Origin of the sequence: Kocuria sp. WN036 (assembly GCF_002287015.1) — a bacterium.
GTDB classification, from domain to species: Bacteria; Actinomycetota; Actinomycetes; order Actinomycetales; family Micrococcaceae; genus Kocuria; species Kocuria rosea.
The window spans coordinates 49,833-68,009 of record NZ_NSKF01000021.1; the positions used below are offsets into that span (position 1 = coordinate 49,833).

The following is an 18,177-nucleotide window of genomic DNA, read 5'->3' on the forward strand; positions in this document are numbered from 1 at the left end:
CGTTTCCCCCGGCGGGGCACCGTCCCCGCCCGAGGCCGGCCGGGGCGGGCCCGTGCCCGCCCCGGCCGGCACCACCGACCGAGTGAGGAGTTTCCATGGCGAACTACACCGCCACCGAGATCAAGGCCCTGCGTGAGCGCACCGGCGCCGGCATGCTGGACGTCAAGAAGGCGCTCGACGAGGCCGACGGCGACCTCCAGAAGGCGCAGGAGATCATCCGCGTCAAGGGCCTCAAGGGTGTCACCAAGCGCGAGGGCCGGGCCACGGCCGAGGGCCTCGTCGCCGCGCGCGTCGAGGGCACCGTCGGGTACATGGTCGAGGTCAACTCCGAGACCGACTTCGTGGCGAAGTCCGCCCCGTTCGTCGAGTTCGGCAACAAGGTGCTCGACGCCGCCGTGGCCGCCGACGCCACCACGCTCGAGTCCCTCATGGACGCCCAGGTCGACGGCAAGGCCGTCTCCGAGCTCGTCACCGAGACCGGTGCCCTGCTCGGCGAGAAGGTCGTCGTCCGGCGCATCGCCCGCGTCGAGGGCGACAACGTGGCCGTCTACCTGCACAAGACCTCCAAGGACCTCCCGGCGCAGGTCGGCGTGCTGCTGGCCGTGGCCGGTGCCGACGCCGGGCAGGTCGCCCACGACGTCGCCGTGCACATCGCCGCGATGTCCCCGACGTTCCTCTCCCAGGAGGACGTGCCCGCCGAGACCGTCGAGTCGGAGAAGCGCGTCGCCGAGGAGACGGCCCGCGCCGAGGGCAAGCCGGAGAAGATCCTGCCGAACATCATCAACGGCCGCCTCAAGGGCTACTTCAAGGACGTCGTCCTGCTGGACCAGGACTTCGCCAAGGACTCCAAGAAGACCGTCGGCAAGGTGCTCGAGGAGGCCGGTGCGACCGCCACGGCCTTCGCCCGCTTCCGCGTCGGCGCCTGACCGGTCCTCTCCCGGGCGCCCGGCGCCCGCTCGCGACGGAGGCGTTCCTGCACGGCAGGGGCGCCTCCGTCGTCGTTCCCGGTCCCGCCTGCGACGACGCCCTCGAGGCCCCGGGGGCCGGCGCCCGGGGGCGGACGCGTTCTGTATGCTGAGGGAGGCCCGCCCCCCGCGCCAGCTGCACCCCCGCGGGGCCGAGCCGGTCCACGCAGCTCCGTCGTCGCCGGGAGGAACCATGCCCACCACTTCTGCCTCCGAGATCAAGGACGAGGCCCTGCGCCTGAGCAGGGACCCCCGGGTCGCCCCCGCCCGCCGCCGGGTGCTGCTGAAGCTCTCGGGCGAGGTCTTCGGCGGCGGCTCCATCGGGGTGGACACGCGCGTGGTCCGCGACATCGCCGAGCAGATTGCGGCCACCGTGGGCCAGGTCGAGACCGCCATCGTGGTGGGCGGCGGCAACTTCTTCCGCGGCGCGGAGCTCTCCCAGGCCGGCATGGACCGCTCCCGTGCGGACTACATGGGGATGCTGGGCACCGTCATGAACTGTCTGGCCCTGCAGGACTTCCTCGAGCAGTGCGGGGTCGACACCCGGGTGCAGTCCGCGATCAAGATGGAGCAGGTGGCCGAGGTCTACATCCCGCGCCGGGCCATCCGGCACATGGAGAAGGACCGGGTCGTGATCTTCGGCGCCGGCGCCGGGCTGCCCTACTTCTCCACCGACACCGTCGCGGCCCAGCGGGCCCTGGAGGTCCACGCGGACGAGGTCCTCATGGCGAAGAACGGGGTGGACGGCGTCTACACCGCGGACCCCCGCACGAACCCGGACGCCCAGCGGCTGTCCACCCTCACCTACGGCGAGGCCCTCGCCCGCGACATCCGGGTCATGGACCAGACGGCCTTCAGCCTGTGCCGCGACAACGACGTGACGATGCGCGTGTTCGGCATGGAGGGCGAGGGCAACGTCACCCGCGCGATCCTCGGGGAGCAGATCGGCACCCTCGTCACCGCGTGAGCCGGTGCCGGGCGGCCCCCGGTTAGACTGGGGCGAGCACGGCCGGGCGGCGTGGTTCCCGCGCGGCGACCGGCCGAACCGACCCCGCGCGGAGGACTCCGTGCGACACGACGAAGGAGCCCCTACGTGATCTCAGAGACCATGTCCGAAGCGAAGACCAAGATGGGCAAAGCCGTGGAGGGCGCCAAGGAGGACTTCGCCGCGATTCGCACCGGCCGGGCCAACCCCTCCCTCTTCTCGAGCCTGCTGGTCGAGTACTACGGCACTCCCACCCCGCTCCAGCAGCTCGCCTCCTTCCAGAACCCCGAGGCCCGCACGCTGCTCATCACGCCGTACGACCGCTCCGCCCTCAACGACATCGAGAAGGCGCTGCGCAACTCGGACATCGGGGCGAACCCCGCCAACGACGGCAACGTCATCCGCGTGGTCATGCCGGAGCTGACGCAGGAGCGGCGCAAGGAGTACGTCAAGGTCGTCGGGCACAAGGCCGAGGAGGCGCGCGTCTCCGTGCGCAACATCCGCCGGCACGCCAAGGACCAGATCGAGAAGGCCGTCAAGGACGGCGACATCGGCGAGGACGAGGGCAAGCGCGCCGAGAAGGACCTCGACGCCGCGACCAAGAAGCACATCGACCAGATCGACGAGATGCTCAAGAACAAGGAAGCGGAGCTGCTGCAGGTCTGATGCCGGACCAGCCGCGACCGCACCAGGAGACGAAGGCTTCCCCGGGAACCGCCGGGGGGGCCTTCTCCCCGCGTGCCCGGCCGGCGCCCGTCCGGGCCGGCGCCGCGACGACCCCCGGCACGCCGGGGCGCCGGCACACCGCCCCCTCCCGCGCCGGCCGGAACCTGCCGGCCGCCGTGGGCGTCGCCGTGGTGCTCATCGGGACCCTGCTCGTCGGGCTGTTCGTCCAGCCCCTCGTCCTGGCGCTCTTCGCCGGGACGGCGGCGGGGATCGGCGTCTGGGAGGTCGGCCGGTCCCTGCGCTACCGCGGCATCGTCATCCCGCGCGTCCCGGCGGTGACCGCGGGCGTGCTGATGCCGGTCGCCGCGTTCGCCGGTGGCGGCGAGGCGCTGATGATGGCCGTGATCGTGGGGCTGACGCTCGTGATCGTCTGGCGGGCCCTGGGGGGCCGGGACGGCATGATCCTGTCCATCATGGGCTCCGTGTTCGCCCTGGTCTGGGTGGGCTTCCTGCTGAGCATCGCCCTGCTGCTCTACCACACCGAGGCGGGCCCCCTGAAGGTGCTCACGGTCATCCTGCTGGCCGTCGGCTCGGACACGTGCGGCTACGCCGTGGGCGTGGTCTGGGGCCGCCACCCCATGGCGCCGCGGATCAGCCCCAAGAAGTCCTGGGAGGGCTTCGCCGGGTCGCTGGGCGGCTCGGTGCTGATCGGCGTCCTGTGCGCCGTGCTGCTGCTCGACCACGCCTGGTGGGAGGGCGCCGTGCTCGCCGCGGTGCTCGTGCTCGCCGCCACCCTCGGCGACTTCTCCGAGTCCATGGTCAAGCGCGAGCTGGGGATCAAGGACATGGGCACCCTCCTGCCCGGCCACGGGGGCGTGATGGACCGGATCGACTCCATCCTCTTCGCCGTGCCCGCCGGGTACCTGCTGTTCGAGCTCTTCGCCGCGAGCGCCTGAGCCCGGCGTCCAGGACCCGCAGCCCATGCCTCCCGACCGCCCCGGAGCCCGGCCGGCCACCGCCCGCATCCCGCGGTGCACCGAGGCCGAGCGCGGCTACGACGTCGTCCAGGTGGACGAGCTCCTGGCCGGCGTGCACGCGGCCCTGCAGGACGCGCCGCCCGGTCCCGGACCGGCGCACCGGTCCGGGGCCGTGCTGAGCACTCAGGTGCGCGCCGCCGTCTTCGCCGACGCGCGGGGCGGTTACCGGCCGGAGGCCGTCGACGGGCTGCTGGACGCGGCCGAGGACGCGCTGGCCGCGGCCGAGCGCGAGCAGTGCCTGCGCGACCGGGGCCCCGAGGCCTGGCAGGAGCACGTCGACGCCCTGACCCGGCTGCTCCGGAACCGTCTCGACCGGCCGCGCACGCAGCGCTTCCGGCGCCCCTCCCGGCCGCGGGCCCAGGGCTACTCCGCGGCCCACGTGGACGTCCTCTGCGAGCGCCTGGGCGCCCGGCTGGAGGGCGCCGCGGACCTCGCGCCGGCCGAGCTGCGCCGGGCCGTGTTCCCGCCCGCGCAGGGGGAGCGCAGCTACGAGGAGCAGCAGGTGGACGCCTTCCTGGACCGCGCCGTCCAACTGCTCCTGGCCTCTCGCTGAAACAGGCTCCCCGAAGCCTCTGTGTATACATGCTGGACCGGTCCTCGTCCAGAAACGCCGTTCCGTGTTCATCCTGACCCCTGAAAAGCAACTTTTGGGTGTCACGCCTTGCTCCTGTGCATACAACGGCCTAGTGTGGGCCACATCACATGAGGAGGTAGCCCATGTCCACCCAGCCACCCATCGACGCCGACGACCTCGTCGCCGACATCGATTTCCCCGCGGCCCAGCGGTCGCCAGAGTTCCAGGAGCTGCGGAGGACCCATCGCGGCTTCGTCTTCCCGCTCGCCGTCGCCTTCCTGGTCTGGTACCTGCTGTACGTGGTGCTCGCCATGTACGCGCCGCAGCTGTTCGCCATCCAGGTCATCGGCAACGTCAACCTCGGCGTCGTCCTGGGCCTGCTCCAGTTCGTCACGACCTTTGCCATCACGGGGGCCTACGTGTCCTTCGCCAACCGCAAGCTGGACCCGAAGGCCACGGCCATCCGGGAGCGTCTCGAGCCCAGCCTCGGCACCACCGGCGGCGTCCACGGACAGGAGAACTGACCGATGCACCAGCTGCACACCGCGCTCGCGCCCATGACGGCCGCCACCACGGAGACGGTCGGCACGCCCTGGATCAACATCTCCATCTTCGGCGCGTTCGTCGTCGTCACGATGGTCATCGTCCTCCGCGCCTCGAAGTCCACGTCCACGGCGGCCGACTACTACGCCGGCGGCCGCGGCTTCAGCGGCACCCAGAACGGCCTGGCCATCGCGGGCGACTACCTCTCGGCGGCGTCCTTCCTGGGCATCGTGGGCGCGATCGCCCTCCAGGGCTACGACGGGTTCCTCTACTCCATCGGCTTCCTCGTGGCCTGGCTCGTGGCGCTGCTGCTGATCGCCGAGCTGCTGCGCAACACCGGCAAGTTCACGATGGCGGACGTCCTGTCCTTCCGCCTGCGCCAGCGCCCCGTGCGCGTCGCGGCGTCCATCTCCACCCTCGCCGTGTCCGCGTTCTACCTGCTGGCCCAGATGGCCGGGGCGGGCGCCTTGGTGTCGCTGCTGCTGGGCATCAGCTCGCGGGTCGGGCAGTCGCTGGTCATCGTGGTCGTGGGCGTGCTCATGATCGTCTACGTCCTCGTGGGCGGGATGAAGGGCACCACCTACGTGCAGATCATCAAGGCGGTGCTCCTGGTCTCCGGCGTGGCGGTCATGACCGTCTGGATCCTGGCGCTCTACGGCTTCAACTTCTCCTCCCTGCTCGGTGACGCGGTCGCCGTCTCCGGCAACCCGGCCATCCTCGAGCCGGGCCTGAAGTACGGCGTGAGCGAGACCAGCAAGCTGGACTTCATCTCCCTGGGCCTGGCCCTCGTCTTCGGCGCGGCGGGCCTGCCCCACGTGCTCATGCGCTTCTACACGGTGCCCACGGCCAAGGAGGCGCGCACCTCCGTGGTCTGGGCCATCTCGCTGATCGGCCTGTTCTACCTCTTCACCCTCATCCTGGGCTTCGGCGCGGCGGCCCTCATCGGCGCCGAGCGGATCCAGGCGGCACCCGGCGGCGTGAACTCCGCGGCCCCGCTGCTGGCCTTCGAGCTCGGCGGGTCCCTGCTGATGGGCATCATCGCGGCGGTGGCCTTCGCCACGATCCTCGCGGTCGTCGCCGGCCTGGCCATCACGGCCTCGGCCTCGTTCGCCCACGACATCTACACCAGCGTGATCAAGAAGGGGAACTCCGATCCCCGCAAGGAGCTGAAGGTGGCGAAGACCACGGTGGTGGTCATCGGTCTCGTCTCCATCGCGGGCGGCATCGGCGCCCAGGGCCAGAACGTCGCGTTCCTCGTGGCGCTCGCCTTCGCGGTCGCGGCCTCGGCGAACCTGCCGACCATCCTGTACTCCCTGTACTGGCGGCGCTTCACCACCCGGGGCGCGGTCTGGTCCATGTACGGCGGCCTGATCCTCTCGGTGGGCCTCATCGTCTTCTCCCCGGTCATGTCCGGCTCCGAGACGTCGATGATCCCGACCGCCGACTTCGCGTGGTTCCCGCTGCAGAACCCGGGCATCGTCTCGATCCCGGCCTCCTTCCTGCTCGGCTTCATCGGTTCCATGACGGAGCGCCGTCTCGAGGACCCGATCAAGCAGTCCGAGATGGAGGTGCGCTCCCTCACAGGCATCGGCGCCGAGAAGCCCGTCGCCCACTGACGGATTCCCGCTCCCACCTGGGAGGATCCACCGGCCCGCCCGAAGCCCCGGCTTCCGGCGGGCCGGTCCGCGTCCGGGGGAACGCGTCGATTGGCTAACGGGAACAGACAGGCGGCTGACCGTCGGCTAGGGTGAGGCGCAGAAGCAACCTCAGGGTATTCCAGGGATACTCGCCGGTTGCGTACAATAAAAGTCCCTCCCGGGACGGATAAGGAGCCATCATGGGAATCATCAGCTGGATCATCCTCGGCCTCATCGCAGGCGCCCTCGCCAAGCTCATCATGCCGGGCAGCCAGGGTGGCGGCATCATCGTCACGATCGTCCTCGGCATCGTGGGGGCCCTCCTCGGAGGCTTCCTCGGCTCGCTGATCGGCATCGGGGACCTGGAGTCCGCGTTCGACATCGGCACTATCATCACCGCCGTCGTGGGAGCCCTCATCGTGCTCTTCATCTGGGGCGCGGTCTCCGGCCGCAAGGGTCGCGCCACGCGCTGATCCCACCCCCGTCGGTCGCCGAGGCCCCGTCCACCGCTCCCGGTGGACGGGGCCTCGGCCCGTTCCGGGCCGTCCGCAGGCACCCCCTGCGGGCACCGCACCGAGGAGTGGCGCTGGGGGATACTGGGGCCATGACGCCCCCCGCCACCTCGCCCCGCACCCGCCCGACACCCGAGCTGCGCGCCCTGGCCGCCGCCGGCCCCCGCCGGATCAGCGTCCTCGGGTCGACGGGCTCGATCGGCACCCAGGCGCTCGACGTCGTGCGGGCCGCCCGCGAGCTCGAGGGCGCGGACCCGTTCACCGTGGTCGCCCTCGCCGCCGGAGCACGGCACCTCGAGCTCCTCGCCGAGCAGGCCCTCGAGACCCGCGCCGCGCTCGTGGCGACCAGCGGCACCGCCCAGGACGCCGCCCGGCTGGCCGGCCTCATCGCGGACCGGGCCGCGTCCGCCGGGGCCGGGGGATACCGCCCGGACGTCGTGCACGGGCCCGACGCCGCGTCCGCGGCCGCCGCCCACCCCGACGCCGACCTCGTGCTCAACGGGATCACCGGCTCCATCGGGCTCGCCCCCACGCTGGCGGCGCTGCGGGCCGGGCACCGGCTCGCCCTGGCGAACAAGGAGTCTTTGATCGCCGGCGGCGCCCTGGTCAAGGCCGCCGCCGCGGCCACCGGGGACCCGGACGCCCTGATCCCCGTGGACTCCGAGCACTCCGCGCTGGCGCAGGCGCTGCGCGGCGGCACCGCCGCGGAGGTGGACCGGCTCGTGCTGACGGCCTCCGGCGGGCCCTTCCGCGGCCGGTCCCGGGCGGAGCTCGAGACGGTCACGCCCCGGGACGCGCTGCGCCACCCGACGTGGGACATGGGCCTGATGGTGACGACCAACTCGGCGACCATGGTGAACAAGGCCCTCGAGGTGCTCGAGGCCCACCTGCTCTTCGACGTCCCCCTCGAGCGCATCGACGTGGTGGTCCACCCCCAGTCGGTCGTGCACTCCATGGTCCAGTTCGTGGACGGCTCCACCCTCGCCCAGGCCTCGCCCCCGGACATGCGCCTGCCCATCGCCCTCGGTCTGGCCTGGCCGCACCGGGTGCCCGGGGCCGCCCTGCCGTGCGACTGGACGCGCGCCACGGAGTGGACCTTCGAGCCCCTCGACCCGGTGGCATTCCCCGCCGTCGAGCTCCTCAAGGCGGCGGGGGAGCGGGGCGGGACCTTCCCCGCCGTGTTCAACGCGGCCAACGAGGAGGCGGTGCACGCCTTCCACGACGGCCGGATCCGGTTCCCCGCCATCGTGGACACGGTCGAGGCGGTGCTGGGCGAGCACGACGACGCAGGCCCGCTGGAGCTCGAGGCCGTGCTGGCGGCCGAGCGCTGGGCCCGCGGGCGGGCCCGCGAGGTCCTCGCCCGCTGACCGGGCCGGGCCCGGCCCCGCCGCACGTGCTAGACTGTCGGGCGGATGACGAGTCCCAGCGTGCAGCCCTGGCTTGCTGGGCGGCAACCCTCTCCCGTAGTGGGGTGCCCCAGGTGAACCATCCGGCACCGGCCGACGACGGCCGGCGGCAAGTACGGTCCGACCGCGCACGCGCCCTCCGGCGCGCCCTCGACCGTGGCCGCCGGACCCGTTGGCCCCGGTGGAGACCTCCGACACCCCGGACCCACGGAAAGGCACCACATGCGATCGCAGCGCCTCCCCTTCCTCGCCCTGGCCACGACCCTCGGCCTCGCCCTCACCGCCTGCGGCGGCTCCGCCGGGGAGTCCTCCGGCGAGGGCGTGCTGGCCGACGACAAGGTCACCATCGGCGTGGTGGGCACCGACCCGACCCACGACGCCCTCCAGCGGGTGGCCGAGGAGCAGGGCATCACCGTCGAGTACGTCGACTTCTCCGACTACAACCAGCCGAACCCCGCCACCGAGTCCGGTGACGTGGAGATGACCTGGTTCCAGCACGTCCCGTTCCTCGCCGACTACAACAACGCGGCCGGCGGCTCCATCACCCCGATCGGCTCGACCTCGATCTACCCGCTGGGCCTGTACTCCAACCAGTACGACTCCGTGGAGCAGTTCCAGGAGGGCGACGAGATCGCGGTGCCCAACGACGCCGTGAACCTCTCCCGGGCCCTGCTCGTGCTCGAGGCCGCAGGTCTCGTGGAGCTGAGCAGCGACACCCTCATCCCCACCGAGCTCGACGTCGACACCGAGGCCTCCACGGTGCGGGTCACGCCGGTCTCCGCGGAGCAGACGGTGCTCTCGCTCGACTCGGTGGCCGGCTCGGTCATCAACAACGACTTCCTCTCGCGGGCCGACATCGACCCGCAGTCCGCGCTCGCCCAGGACGACCCCGAGTCCGAGGGCTCCCGCGCCTACGTCAACCTCTTCACCACCACGGAGGAGCTCGCCGACGACGAGACCCTCCGGCAGGTCGCGGACCTCTACCACGAGCAGGCCGTGCTCGACGCCGAGATGGAGGAGACCAAGGACACCGCCGTGCCGCTGCAGCTGGAGCCGGAGGAGCTCCAGGAGCTGACCGCGCGCTACCAGCAGGAGCTGAAGGACCAGGAGCAGTGAGCGCGGCGGTCCCCGCCGGGCCGCCCGCACCCGGGCGCCCGGACGAGGTGCTCGTCTCCTTCCGCAACGTCTCCAAGACCTTCCGCACCGGCTCGGGGCGGGCGGCGCGCGAGGTGCTCGCGGTCGACGACGTCACCCTCGACGTCCGCCGCGGCGAGATCTTCGGCGTGATCGGCTACTCCGGGGCGGGCAAGTCCACCCTCGTGCGCCTGATCAACGGGCTCGAGCCCGTGTCCTCGGGCTCCCTGACCGTGGAGGGCTTCGAGGTGGCCGGCCGGCGCGAGACCGAGCTGGCGCCCGTGCGGCAGGAGATCGGGATGATCTTCCAGCAGTTCAACCTCTTCACCTCCCGCACCGTCGCCGGCAACGTCGAGTATCCGCTCAAGCGGGCCGGCTGGCCGAAGGAGAAGCGCCGGGCGCGGGTGGCCGAGCTGCTCGAGTTCGTGGGCCTCGCCGCCCGCGCCGGCAACTACCCGGAGCAGCTCTCCGGCGGGCAGAAGCAGCGCGTGGGCATCGCCCGCGCCCTGGCGACCAGCCCGAAGCTGCTCCTGGCCGACGAGTCGACGAGCGCCCTCGACCCGGAGACCACCCAGGAGGTGCTGCAGGTGCTGCAGCGGGTCAACCGGGAGCTCGGGATCACGATCGTGATCATCACCCACGAGATGGACGTGGTCCGCGCGATCGCCGACCGCGTGGCCGTGATGCAGGACGGGAAGGTCGTGGAGCACGGCTCCACCGTGGACATCTTCGCCCGGCCCCGCACCGAGACCGCCCGCCGCTTCGTCTCCTCCGTCCTGCACTCGGTGCCCGACGCCCGTGAGGTCGAGCGGCTGCGCCGCGCCCACCGGGGGCGCCTGGTGATCGTGGACGTCGGCGACGGCGTGGACATCGGCGGGGTGCTCTCGGACGGCGCCGCCCGCGGGGTCCGCTTCACCATCGCCTACGGCGGGATCAGCGTGCTCCAGGAGCAGTCGTTCGGGTCCCTGACCTTCGAGCTGACCGGTGCGGACGCGGCCGTGCAGGCCGTGGTCGACGAGATGTCCCGCATCACGACCCTGAGAGAGGTGGCCGCGTGAACGACTGGTCCGTCCTGGGACCCGAGCTGCTGTCCGCGCTCGGGGAGACCCTCTACATGGTGGCGGTCACGCTGCTGCTCGCCGGCCTGCTCGGTCTGCTCGTGGGCGTCGGCCTCTACGTCACCCGCCGGGGCAACATCCTGGAGAACCGGGCGGTGCACGAGGGCCTCAACCTCGTGGTGAACTTCGTCCGGCCGATCCCGTTCATCATCCTGCTTGCCGCGCTGGGACCGGTGACCCAGGGGGTCGTCGGGACCCGGCTGGGGCCCAACGCCGCGATCTTCGCGATGACCATCGGGGCCATGTTCGCGGTGGCGCGCATCGTCGAGCAGAACCTCATGAGCGTGGACCCCGGGGTCGTGGAGGCGGCCCGCTCCATGGGCGTCTCCCGCGGCCGCATCATCACCACGGTGATCCTGCCCGAGGCGCTGGGCCCCCTGGTGCTCGGCTACACCTTCCTGGTCATCGGCATCACCGACATGTCGGCGATGGCCGGGGCCATCGGCGCCGGCGGCCTGGGCGACTTCGCCCTGCGCCTGGGCTACCAGCGGTTCAACGACGAGGTCACGTGGGCGGCGGTCGCCGTCATCGTGGTCCTTGTCCAGCTCGTGCAGGTGGCGGGCAACCGGCTGGCCCGCCGGATCCTGCGCCGCTGAGGCGCCCGCCCCGCAGCCCACCGACGGCCGGTGCGCCTCCCTCCCGGGAGGGCGCCGGCCGTCGTCGTGCCCTGTGGTGCGCCCGGTGCCCGACGTCCAGGATCGTGGTGCAGACTGGTCCTCGCCGTGCCGAGCGCACGGCCCCGACGTCCCCGGCGCCCGCCGGGGTCCCTCGACGATCCCGGGAGGTCCGACGGATGGGTGTCGTGCTGTTCCTCGTGGGCGTGCTGCTGGCCGCCGCCGCCATCGCGGTCTCCATCGCCCTCCACGAGATCGGCCACCTCGTGCCGGCCAAGCTCTTCGGCGTGCGCGTCACGCAGTACATGGTCGGCTTCGGGCGCACCGTGCTCTCCCGCCGGCGCGGCGAGACGGAGTACGGGCTCAAGGCGGTCCCGCTGGGCGGCTACATCTCCATGGTGGGGATGTACCCGCCGGCGCGCGCGGGCTCGACGGCCCGCGCCTCGAGCACCGGCGTGTTCCAGCAGATGGCGGCCGAGGCCCGCGGCGGCGCCGCGGACCAGCTCCTCCCCGGGGACGAGGACCGCGTGTTCTACCGGCTGCCCGTGTGGAAGCGGATCGTGATCATGCTCGGCGGCCCCGTGATGAACCTCCTGCTCGGGACCCTGTGCCTGGCCGTCCTGCTCTCCGGCTTCGGGACGGCGACGCCCACCACGACGGTCGCGTGGGTGTCCGAGTGCGTGGTGGCCGCGGAGCGCCAGGCCGCCGGGCAGACCGAGTGCCGGCCGGAGGACCCCCAGGCCCCCGCGAACGCCGCCGGGCTGCGCCCCGGGGACGTCGTCACGGCCGTCGACGGCGCCCCGGTCGGCTCCTGGGACGAGCTCACCGCCCGGATCCGGGACCGGGCCGGCGAACGGATCCCGGTGGTGGTCGAGCGGGACGGCCGGACCGTGTCCGCGGCGCTGACCCCCATCCTCTCCTCGCGCCCCGTGCTGGACGACTCCGGCGCCGCCGTGACCGGCGAGGACGGCGCCCCCCGCTACGAGGAGGTCGGGTTCATCGGCATCAGCCCCACGAGCGAGCCCGTCCGGCAGCCGCTGACCGCGGTGCCCGGGGCGGTGCTGGACGGGCTGCAGCAGATCGCCGGGGTGGTCCTGCACCTGCCGCAGCGGATCTACGAGGTGGGGGAGGCGGCGTTCTCCGACGCGCCCCGGGACCCGGACGGGCCGATCTCCGTGGTGGGGGTCGGCCGGATCTCGGGGGAGATCGCCGCGCACGAGGAGATCGCGCTGCGGGACAAGGCCGCCTCCCTCGTGGGCCTGGTCGGCTCCGTCAACCTGGCCCTGTTCGTCTTCAACCTGCTGCCGCTGCTGCCGCTCGACGGCGGGCACGTCGCCGGGGCGCTGTGGGAGGCGCTGCGCCGGGGGAGCGCCCGGCTGCTCGGCCGCCGCGACCCTGGCCCCTTCGACCCCGCCCGGCTGCTGCCGGTGACCTACGCGGTGGCCGTGCTGATGATCGGGATGTCCGTGCTGCTGATCTACGCAGACATCGTCAAACCGGTCCGGCTGTTCTGAGCCCGGGCCGGCCGGCGCGCCCCCGGGGCCGGCGGGCGTTCGGCGTGGGAGGAATCGCACCCCGGCACCGGGGGCCGCCCCGGAGCATGGGGCACAATGGGAACCGGTGACGGGCCCGGCCAGCGGGTCCCGGCGCCACCGCTCCAGCTCCTGCCCTCGATTCCTCGGAGGAACTCCTTGACCCCGGTCAGCCTCGGCATGCCCGCCGCGCCCCAGCCCGTCCTCTCCCCGCGCCGGAAGACCCGGCAGATCCGGGTCGGGTCCGTGGGCGTCGGCTCCGACTCGCCGGTGAGCGTGCAGTCCATGACGACCACCCCCACCACGGACATCAACGCCACCCTGCAGCAGATCGCGGAGCTCAACGCCACCGGGTGCGACATCGTCCGGGTGGCGTGCCCGTCCCAGGACGACGCCGACGCCCTGCCGATCATCGCCATGAAGTCCCCGATCCCGGTGATCGCCGACATCCACTTCCAGCCGAAGTACGTCTACGCGGCCATCGAGGCCGGGTGCGCGGCCGTGCGCGTCAACCCGGGCAACATCCGCAAGTTCGACGACCAGGTCGGCCAGATCGCCCGCGAGGCCAAGGCCGCCGGGGTGTCCATCCGGATCGGCGTGAACGCCGGCTCCCTCGACCAGCGGATCATGGACAGGTACGGCAAGGCCACGCCCGAGGCGCTCGTCGAGTCCGCCGTGTGGGAGGCGTCCCTGTTCGAGGAGCACGACTTCCACGACTTCAAGATCTCCGTCAAGCACAACGACCCCGTCACCATGGTCCGGGCCTACCAGCTGCTCGCCGAGCGCGGCGACTGGCCCCTGCACCTCGGCGTGACCGAGGCGGGCCCCGCCTTCCAGGGCACCATCAAGTCCGCCACGGCCTTCGGCGCCCTGCTGTCCCAGGGCATCGGGGACACCATCCGGGTCTCCCTCTCGGCGCCGCCGGTCGAGGAGGTCAAGGTCGGCAACCAGATCCTGCAGTCCCTGGGCCTGCGCCCGCGCAAGCTCGAGATCGTCTCCTGCCCCTCCTGCGGCCGCGCGCAGGTCGACGTCTACACGCTCGCGGACGAGGTGACGGCGGGCCTCGAGGGGCTCACCGTCCCGCTGCGGGTGGCCGTGATGGGCTGCGTCGTCAACGGCCCCGGCGAGGCCCGCGAGGCCGACCTCGGCGTGGCCTCCGGCAACGGCAAGGGCCAGATCTTCGTCAAGGGCGAGGTCGTGAAGACCGTCCCCGAGGACCTCATCGTGGAGACGCTGATCGAGGAGGCCAACCGCATCGCCGCCGAGATGGAGACGGACGAGAACGGGGAGACCACGGCGGGCAGCCCCGTCGTGAGCGTCAGCTGACGGGCCGGTGACGGGCGGGTGAGGACGCAGCGGAGGACGGCGCCGCGGCTGGTGCCGGCGGGGGAGGTCGATCCGGCCCAGCTGGACCGGCTGCTCGAGGCGGACCCCGTCGCCCACGCCTTCGTGGCCGCCCACGTCGAGTCGTACCGCGGGAGCAAAGGCTCGCGGATCCCGCCCGTGGTCGGCACCGCCGGGCCGGACGGTGAGCTGACCGGCGCGTGCTGGGTGGGCACGAACGTGGTGCCCGTGTCCCTGGACGGCCCGGGCCTGGACCTCGTCGGAGGGCACCTGCGGCGGGGCGGGTCCCGGCACGCCTCGCTGTTCGGGCCCGCCGAGCTGGTCCTCGGGCTGTGGTCCCGGGTGGAGCGCTCGTGGCCCCGGCCCTTCGACCTGCGCCCCGTCCAGCCCCTGCTGGCCATCGACCGGGACCCCGCGCCCGCCCCGCACCCCGGCGTGCGCGTGGCACGCCCCGAGGACCTGCCCGCCGTGCTCCCGGCGAGCGCCGCCATGTTCGAGGAGGAGGTCGGGTACTCCCCGTACACGGGCGGCGACCGCGGGTACCGGGACCGGGTCTCCGCGCTCGTCGAGGCGGGGCGCTGCCTCGTGCTGACCGACGAGGGGGGCCGCGTGGTGTTCAAGGCCGACCTCGGCTCGGTGGCCCGCGGCGTGGCGCAGGTGCAGGGCGTGTGGGTGGACCCGGCGCACCGCGGCCGGGGGCTGGCAGCGCCCTGCATGGCGGCGGCCGTGCGCCTCGCCCGCCGGCGCACCCCGGTGGTCAGCCTCTACGTCAACGACTACAACGTCCGGGCCCTCGCCACCTACCGGCGGGTCGGCTTCGAGCGGGTCGGGACCTTCGCCACCGTCCTGCTCTGAGCGCCCGGGGCCGTCGATCCCGGTGCGGCCGGGCCGGGCGGGGGGTGTAGATTTGACCGGAATCAGCGGCGCCGTCGGCGCCGCCCACCCTCTCGACGCCCGGGCCCGGCCGCACCACGCCGCGCTCCCCGGGAGAAACGGAGCCCTCGTGGCGCTGCGACTCTCCTCCCTGTTCCTGCGAACCCTCCGCGAAGACCCGGTCGACGCCGAGGTGGACAGCCACAAGCTGCTCGTCCGCGCCGGCTACATCCGCCGGGCCGCCCCGGGCATCTACACCTGGCTGCCGATGGGCCTGCGGGTGCTCGGGAAGGTCGAGCAGGTGGTGCGCGAGGAGATGGATGCGATCGGCGCCCAGGAGGTGCACTTCCCGGCGCTGCTGCCGCGCGAGCCCTACGAGGTCACGAACCGCTGGACGGAGTACGGGGAGAACCTCTTCCGCCTGAAGGACCGCAAGGACGCCGACTACCTGCTCGCGCCCACGCACGAGGAGATGTTCACGCTGCTCGTCAAGGACCTGTACTCCTCCTACAAGGACCTCCCCGTCACCCTCTACCAGATCCAGGCGAAGTACCGGGACGAGGCCCGCCCCCGCGCCGGTCTCCTGCGCGGGCGCGAGTTCGTCATGAAGGACTCCTACTCCTTCGACGTCGACGACGCCGGTCTCGACGAGTCCTACGCCAGGCACCGCGAGGCCTACGTCCGGATCTTCGAGCGCCTCGGCCTGCCCGTGGTCGCCGTCTCGGCCCAGTCCGGGGCCATGGGCGGCTCCCGCTCCGAGGAGTTCCTGCACCCCACGGTCATCGGCGAGGACACGTTCGTGCGCTCGCCCGGCGGCTACGCGGCCAACGTCGAGGCGGTGACCACCGTGGTGCCCGCGGAGACCGATCCCGCCGGGGCCCCCGAGGCACGGGTGCTCGAGACCCCGGACAGCCCCACGATCGACACGCTCGTGCAGCGCTCGAACGAGCTGCACCCGCGCGCCGAGGGACCCTGGACCGCCGGCGACACCCTCAAGAACGTGGTGCTCGCCGTCGTCCTGCCCGACGGCGCCAGGCGGCTCGTGGCGGTCGGCCTGCCCGGCGACCGCGCCGTGGACCTCAAGCGCATCGAGGCCGGCATCGGCGCCGCCCTGGACGTCTCCGGCGAGGTGCTGGTGGAGCAGGCCGGCGACGAGGACCTGCGCGCCTGCCCGCTGCTGGTCAAGGGCTACATCGGGCCGGGGCTGTCCCCGGACCAGGCCGTGCTCGGCGAGAAGTCCTCGACCGGCATCCCCTTCTTCGTGGACCCGCGCGTGGTCCGCGGCACCCGGTGGGTGACCGGGGCGAACGTGGCCGGCCAGCACGTCTACGACCTCACGGCCGGGCGCGACTTCGCCTGGGACGGCGTCCTGGAGTGCGCCGAGGTCCGGGCCGGCGATCCCGCGCCGGACGGCTCCGGCCCGCTCGAGGCGGCCCGCGGCATCGAGATGGGCCACATCTTCCAGCTGGGCCGCAAGTACGCGGAGGCGCTGGGGCTAAAGGTGCTCGACCGCAACGGCAAGCTCGTCACCGTGACCATGGGCTCCTACGGGATCGGGGTCACCCGGGCGGTGGCCGCCCTCGCCGAGGCCTACCACGACGACAAGGGGCTGCTCTGGCCGCGCCAGGTCGCCCCTGCGGACGTCCACGTGGTCGCCACCGGCAAGGGCCCCGAGGTGCTGGAGGAGGCCGAGAAGGTCGTGGCCGAGCTCGAGGCGGAGGGGCTCGAGGTCCTCTTCGACGACCGGCCCAAGGTCTCCCCGGGCGTGAAGTTCGGCGACGCCGAGCTGCTCGGCGTGCCCACCGTGCTGGTGGTCGGCCGCGGCCTCAAGGACGGCGTCCTCGAGCTCAAGGACCGCGCGAGCGGCAGCAGCGAGGACGTGCCCCGGGACGGCGTCGCCGCCGTGGTCGCCGCCGCAGTGCGCGGCTGATCCCGTGCAGGGGCTCGGCGCCTGGCTCGGGGCCTCGGGCCTGGAGCAGATGGACCCCGGCGTCGTCGCCCTGCTGGTGGCGGCCGGACTCGCCGCGGGCTTCGTCGACGCCGTGGTCGGCGGCGGCGGCCTGCTGCAGCTGCCCGTGGTGCTGATGGTCCCGGGGATCAGCCCCGTCCAGGCCCTGGCCACCAACAAGATGGGCTCCGTGTTCGGCACCGCGACGAGCGCGCTGACCTTCTACCGGCGCACGTCCCCGGACCTGCGCACCGCCATGCCCATGGCGGGCGTCGCGCTGGTCGGCAGCTTCGGCGGGGCGGCGCTGGCCGCGTCCCTGCCCGAGGCGGTGTTCCGCCCGATCATCCTCGCCGCGCTGGTGGCGGTGCTCCTGTTCACCGTGGCCCGGCCCACGGTGGGGCAGCTCACCGAGCTGCGCCACAGCGGGGCGCGGCACTACGGCACCGCGATGGTGATCGGCACCGTCATCGGCTTCTATGACGGCGTGATGGGCCCGGGCACCGGCTCGTTCCTGGTCATCGCCATGATCACGCTGCTGGGCTACAGCTTCCTGGCCGCCAGCGCCAAGGCGAAGATCGTCAATCTCGCGACCAACGTGGGCGCGCTCGTGTTCTTCTTCGGCCACGGGTCGGTGCTGTGGGGCCTGGGTCTCGTCCTGGGGCTGTCCAACATGCTGGGCGGCTACCTCGGGGCGCGCACCGCGGTGGCCCGCGGCAGCCGCTTCATCCGGGTGGTGTTCCTCACCGTGGTCTCGCTGCTCATCCTCAAGCTGGGCGTCGACGTGCTGCGGGGAGCCTGAGCCGCCCCACCGGGCGGGAGGTCACCGCGGCGGGTCGTCCCGGACCACGCCGGGCAGGGCGTCGACCTCCCCCGTGAGCGCGGCGCGCAGCCCGGTCGCGCGCTCGAGCGCCACGAGCGCCCAGCACCGGTCGCCGGCGTCCCCGCGGGCCAGCACGTGCGCGGCGGCATCCTGCACGTCCCGCGCCGCCGTGTCCGCGACCCGGCCGGGGTGCTCCCGCACGTCCTCGGGCAGGACGTAGGCGCCCGCCGGCAGCCCCGGGTCCGCCGCGAGCACCCGCCGGGCGGACGGGGACCCCAGGAGCTCCTCGACGTCCGCCCGCGCCCGGGCCGCCAGCTCGGCGGGGACGGCACCGGCCGGGGCGGCAACGTCAGGGGCGGCGGCGTCCGCGGCCGTCCCGGTGCGGGCGGCCAGCGCCTCGAAGGCGTAGCCGGCGCGGTCCAGCGCCGACCACAGGACGGCCCCGGGAGCGGTCGTCCCGCCGGGGGCC

18 protein-coding genes and 1 riboswitch are annotated in these 18,177 nt (G+C 72.9%); of the genes, 17 read left to right on the forward strand and 1 reads right to left on the reverse strand.

What is annotated here, in order from left to right:
* Nucleotides 1-95 precede the first annotated feature (95 nt).
* From tsf to CK505_RS13375, 17 genes are all read left to right on the forward strand, one after another.
* On the forward strand, nucleotides 96-926 hold the full coding sequence (gene tsf, locus CK505_RS13295; RefSeq protein ID WP_017834130.1) for a translation elongation factor Ts: 831 nt from the start codon (nucleotides 96-98) through the stop codon (nucleotides 924-926).
* A 232-nt stretch (nucleotides 927-1,158) separates the two neighbouring features.
* A complete protein-coding gene (gene pyrH, locus CK505_RS13300) occupies nucleotides 1,159-1,932 on the forward strand; it encodes a UMP kinase (RefSeq protein WP_017834131.1) in 774 nt (257 codons plus the stop codon).
* Nucleotides 1,933-2,058: 126 nt separating this feature from the next.
* Nucleotides 2,059-2,616, forward strand: coding sequence for a ribosome recycling factor (frr, locus tag CK505_RS13305; protein WP_017834132.1), 558 nt, complete (start codon nucleotides 2,059-2,061; stop codon nucleotides 2,614-2,616).
* Nucleotides 2,616-3,572, forward strand: coding sequence for a phosphatidate cytidylyltransferase (locus tag CK505_RS13310; protein ID WP_017834133.1), 957 nt, complete (start codon nucleotides 2,616-2,618; stop codon nucleotides 3,570-3,572). Before frr ends, CK505_RS13310 begins: the two co-directional genes overlap by 1 nt.
* 25 nt (nucleotides 3,573-3,597) lie before the next feature.
* Nucleotides 3,598-4,206 carry a DivIVA domain-containing protein gene (locus CK505_RS13315; protein WP_095651366.1) on the forward strand — a complete coding sequence of 203 codons (609 nt, stop codon included), beginning with the start codon at nucleotides 3,598-3,600 and terminating at the stop codon, nucleotides 4,204-4,206.
* Nucleotides 4,207-4,370: 164 nt separating this feature from the next.
* Complete coding sequence (locus tag CK505_RS13320; protein ID WP_095651367.1) at nucleotides 4,371-4,751, forward strand: DUF485 domain-containing protein; 381 nt, start codon at nucleotides 4,371-4,373, stop codon at nucleotides 4,749-4,751.
* Between the two features lie 3 nt (nucleotides 4,752-4,754).
* Nucleotides 4,755-6,386 carry a cation acetate symporter gene (locus CK505_RS13325; RefSeq protein WP_017834136.1) on the forward strand — a complete coding sequence of 544 codons (1,632 nt, stop codon included), beginning with the start codon at nucleotides 4,755-4,757 and terminating at the stop codon, nucleotides 6,384-6,386.
* A gap of 221 nt (nucleotides 6,387-6,607) precedes the next feature.
* A complete protein-coding gene (locus CK505_RS13330; protein ID WP_017834137.1) occupies nucleotides 6,608-6,880 on the forward strand; it encodes a GlsB/YeaQ/YmgE family stress response membrane protein in 273 nt (90 codons plus the stop codon).
* A 131-nt stretch (nucleotides 6,881-7,011) separates the two neighbouring features.
* Complete coding sequence (gene dxr / locus CK505_RS13335; protein WP_255250956.1) at nucleotides 7,012-8,286, forward strand: 1-deoxy-D-xylulose-5-phosphate reductoisomerase; 1,275 nt, start codon at nucleotides 7,012-7,014, stop codon at nucleotides 8,284-8,286.
* 44 nt (nucleotides 8,287-8,330) lie between these two features.
* Nucleotides 8,331-8,447, forward strand: a riboswitch (SAM riboswitch).
* 100 nt (nucleotides 8,448-8,547) lie between these two features.
* Nucleotides 8,548-9,441 carry a MetQ/NlpA family ABC transporter substrate-binding protein gene (locus CK505_RS13340; protein ID WP_035929727.1) on the forward strand — a complete coding sequence of 298 codons (894 nt, stop codon included), beginning with the start codon at nucleotides 8,548-8,550 and terminating at the stop codon, nucleotides 9,439-9,441.
* The gene (locus tag CK505_RS13345; protein ID WP_017834140.1) at nucleotides 9,438-10,517 is read left to right on the forward strand and encodes a methionine ABC transporter ATP-binding protein; all 1,080 of its coding nucleotides are present in this window, start codon (nucleotides 9,438-9,440) and stop codon (nucleotides 10,515-10,517) included. Before CK505_RS13340 ends, CK505_RS13345 begins: the two co-directional genes overlap by 4 nt.
* Nucleotides 10,514-11,173: a methionine ABC transporter permease gene (locus CK505_RS13350; protein ID WP_176475348.1), complete on the forward strand. Its 660-nt coding sequence runs from the start codon at nucleotides 10,514-10,516 to the stop codon at nucleotides 11,171-11,173. Before CK505_RS13345 ends, CK505_RS13350 begins: the two co-directional genes overlap by 4 nt.
* A gap of 197 nt (nucleotides 11,174-11,370) precedes the next feature.
* The gene (locus CK505_RS13355) at nucleotides 11,371-12,705 is read left to right on the forward strand and encodes an RIP metalloprotease (protein ID WP_035929719.1); all 1,335 of its coding nucleotides are present in this window, start codon (nucleotides 11,371-11,373) and stop codon (nucleotides 12,703-12,705) included.
* Nucleotides 12,706-12,882: 177 nt separating this feature from the next.
* Nucleotides 12,883-14,049, forward strand: coding sequence for a flavodoxin-dependent (E)-4-hydroxy-3-methylbut-2-enyl-diphosphate synthase (gene ispG / locus CK505_RS13360; protein WP_017832938.1), 1,167 nt, complete (start codon nucleotides 12,883-12,885; stop codon nucleotides 14,047-14,049).
* Between the two features lie 18 nt (nucleotides 14,050-14,067).
* Nucleotides 14,068-14,922, forward strand: coding sequence for a DUF4081 domain-containing GNAT family N-acetyltransferase (locus tag CK505_RS13365; RefSeq protein ID WP_249033787.1), 855 nt, complete (start codon nucleotides 14,068-14,070; stop codon nucleotides 14,920-14,922).
* A gap of 148 nt (nucleotides 14,923-15,070) precedes the next feature.
* Nucleotides 15,071-16,870, forward strand: a complete 1,800-nt coding sequence (locus CK505_RS13370; protein WP_017832936.1) for a proline--tRNA ligase — start codon at nucleotides 15,071-15,073, stop codon at nucleotides 16,868-16,870.
* Between the two features lie 49 nt (nucleotides 16,871-16,919).
* Nucleotides 16,920-17,687 (forward strand): TSUP family transporter, encoded by a 768-nt coding sequence (locus CK505_RS13375; RefSeq protein WP_095651374.1) that lies wholly within the window; start codon nucleotides 16,920-16,922, stop codon nucleotides 17,685-17,687.
* 21 nt (nucleotides 17,688-17,708) lie between these two features.
* Here CK505_RS13375 and CK505_RS18515 read toward each other — a convergent pair.
* Nucleotides 17,709-18,177, reverse strand: a 469-nt coding sequence (locus CK505_RS18515) for a hypothetical protein (protein ID WP_217987554.1), incomplete at its 5' end; no start/stop codon positions are given.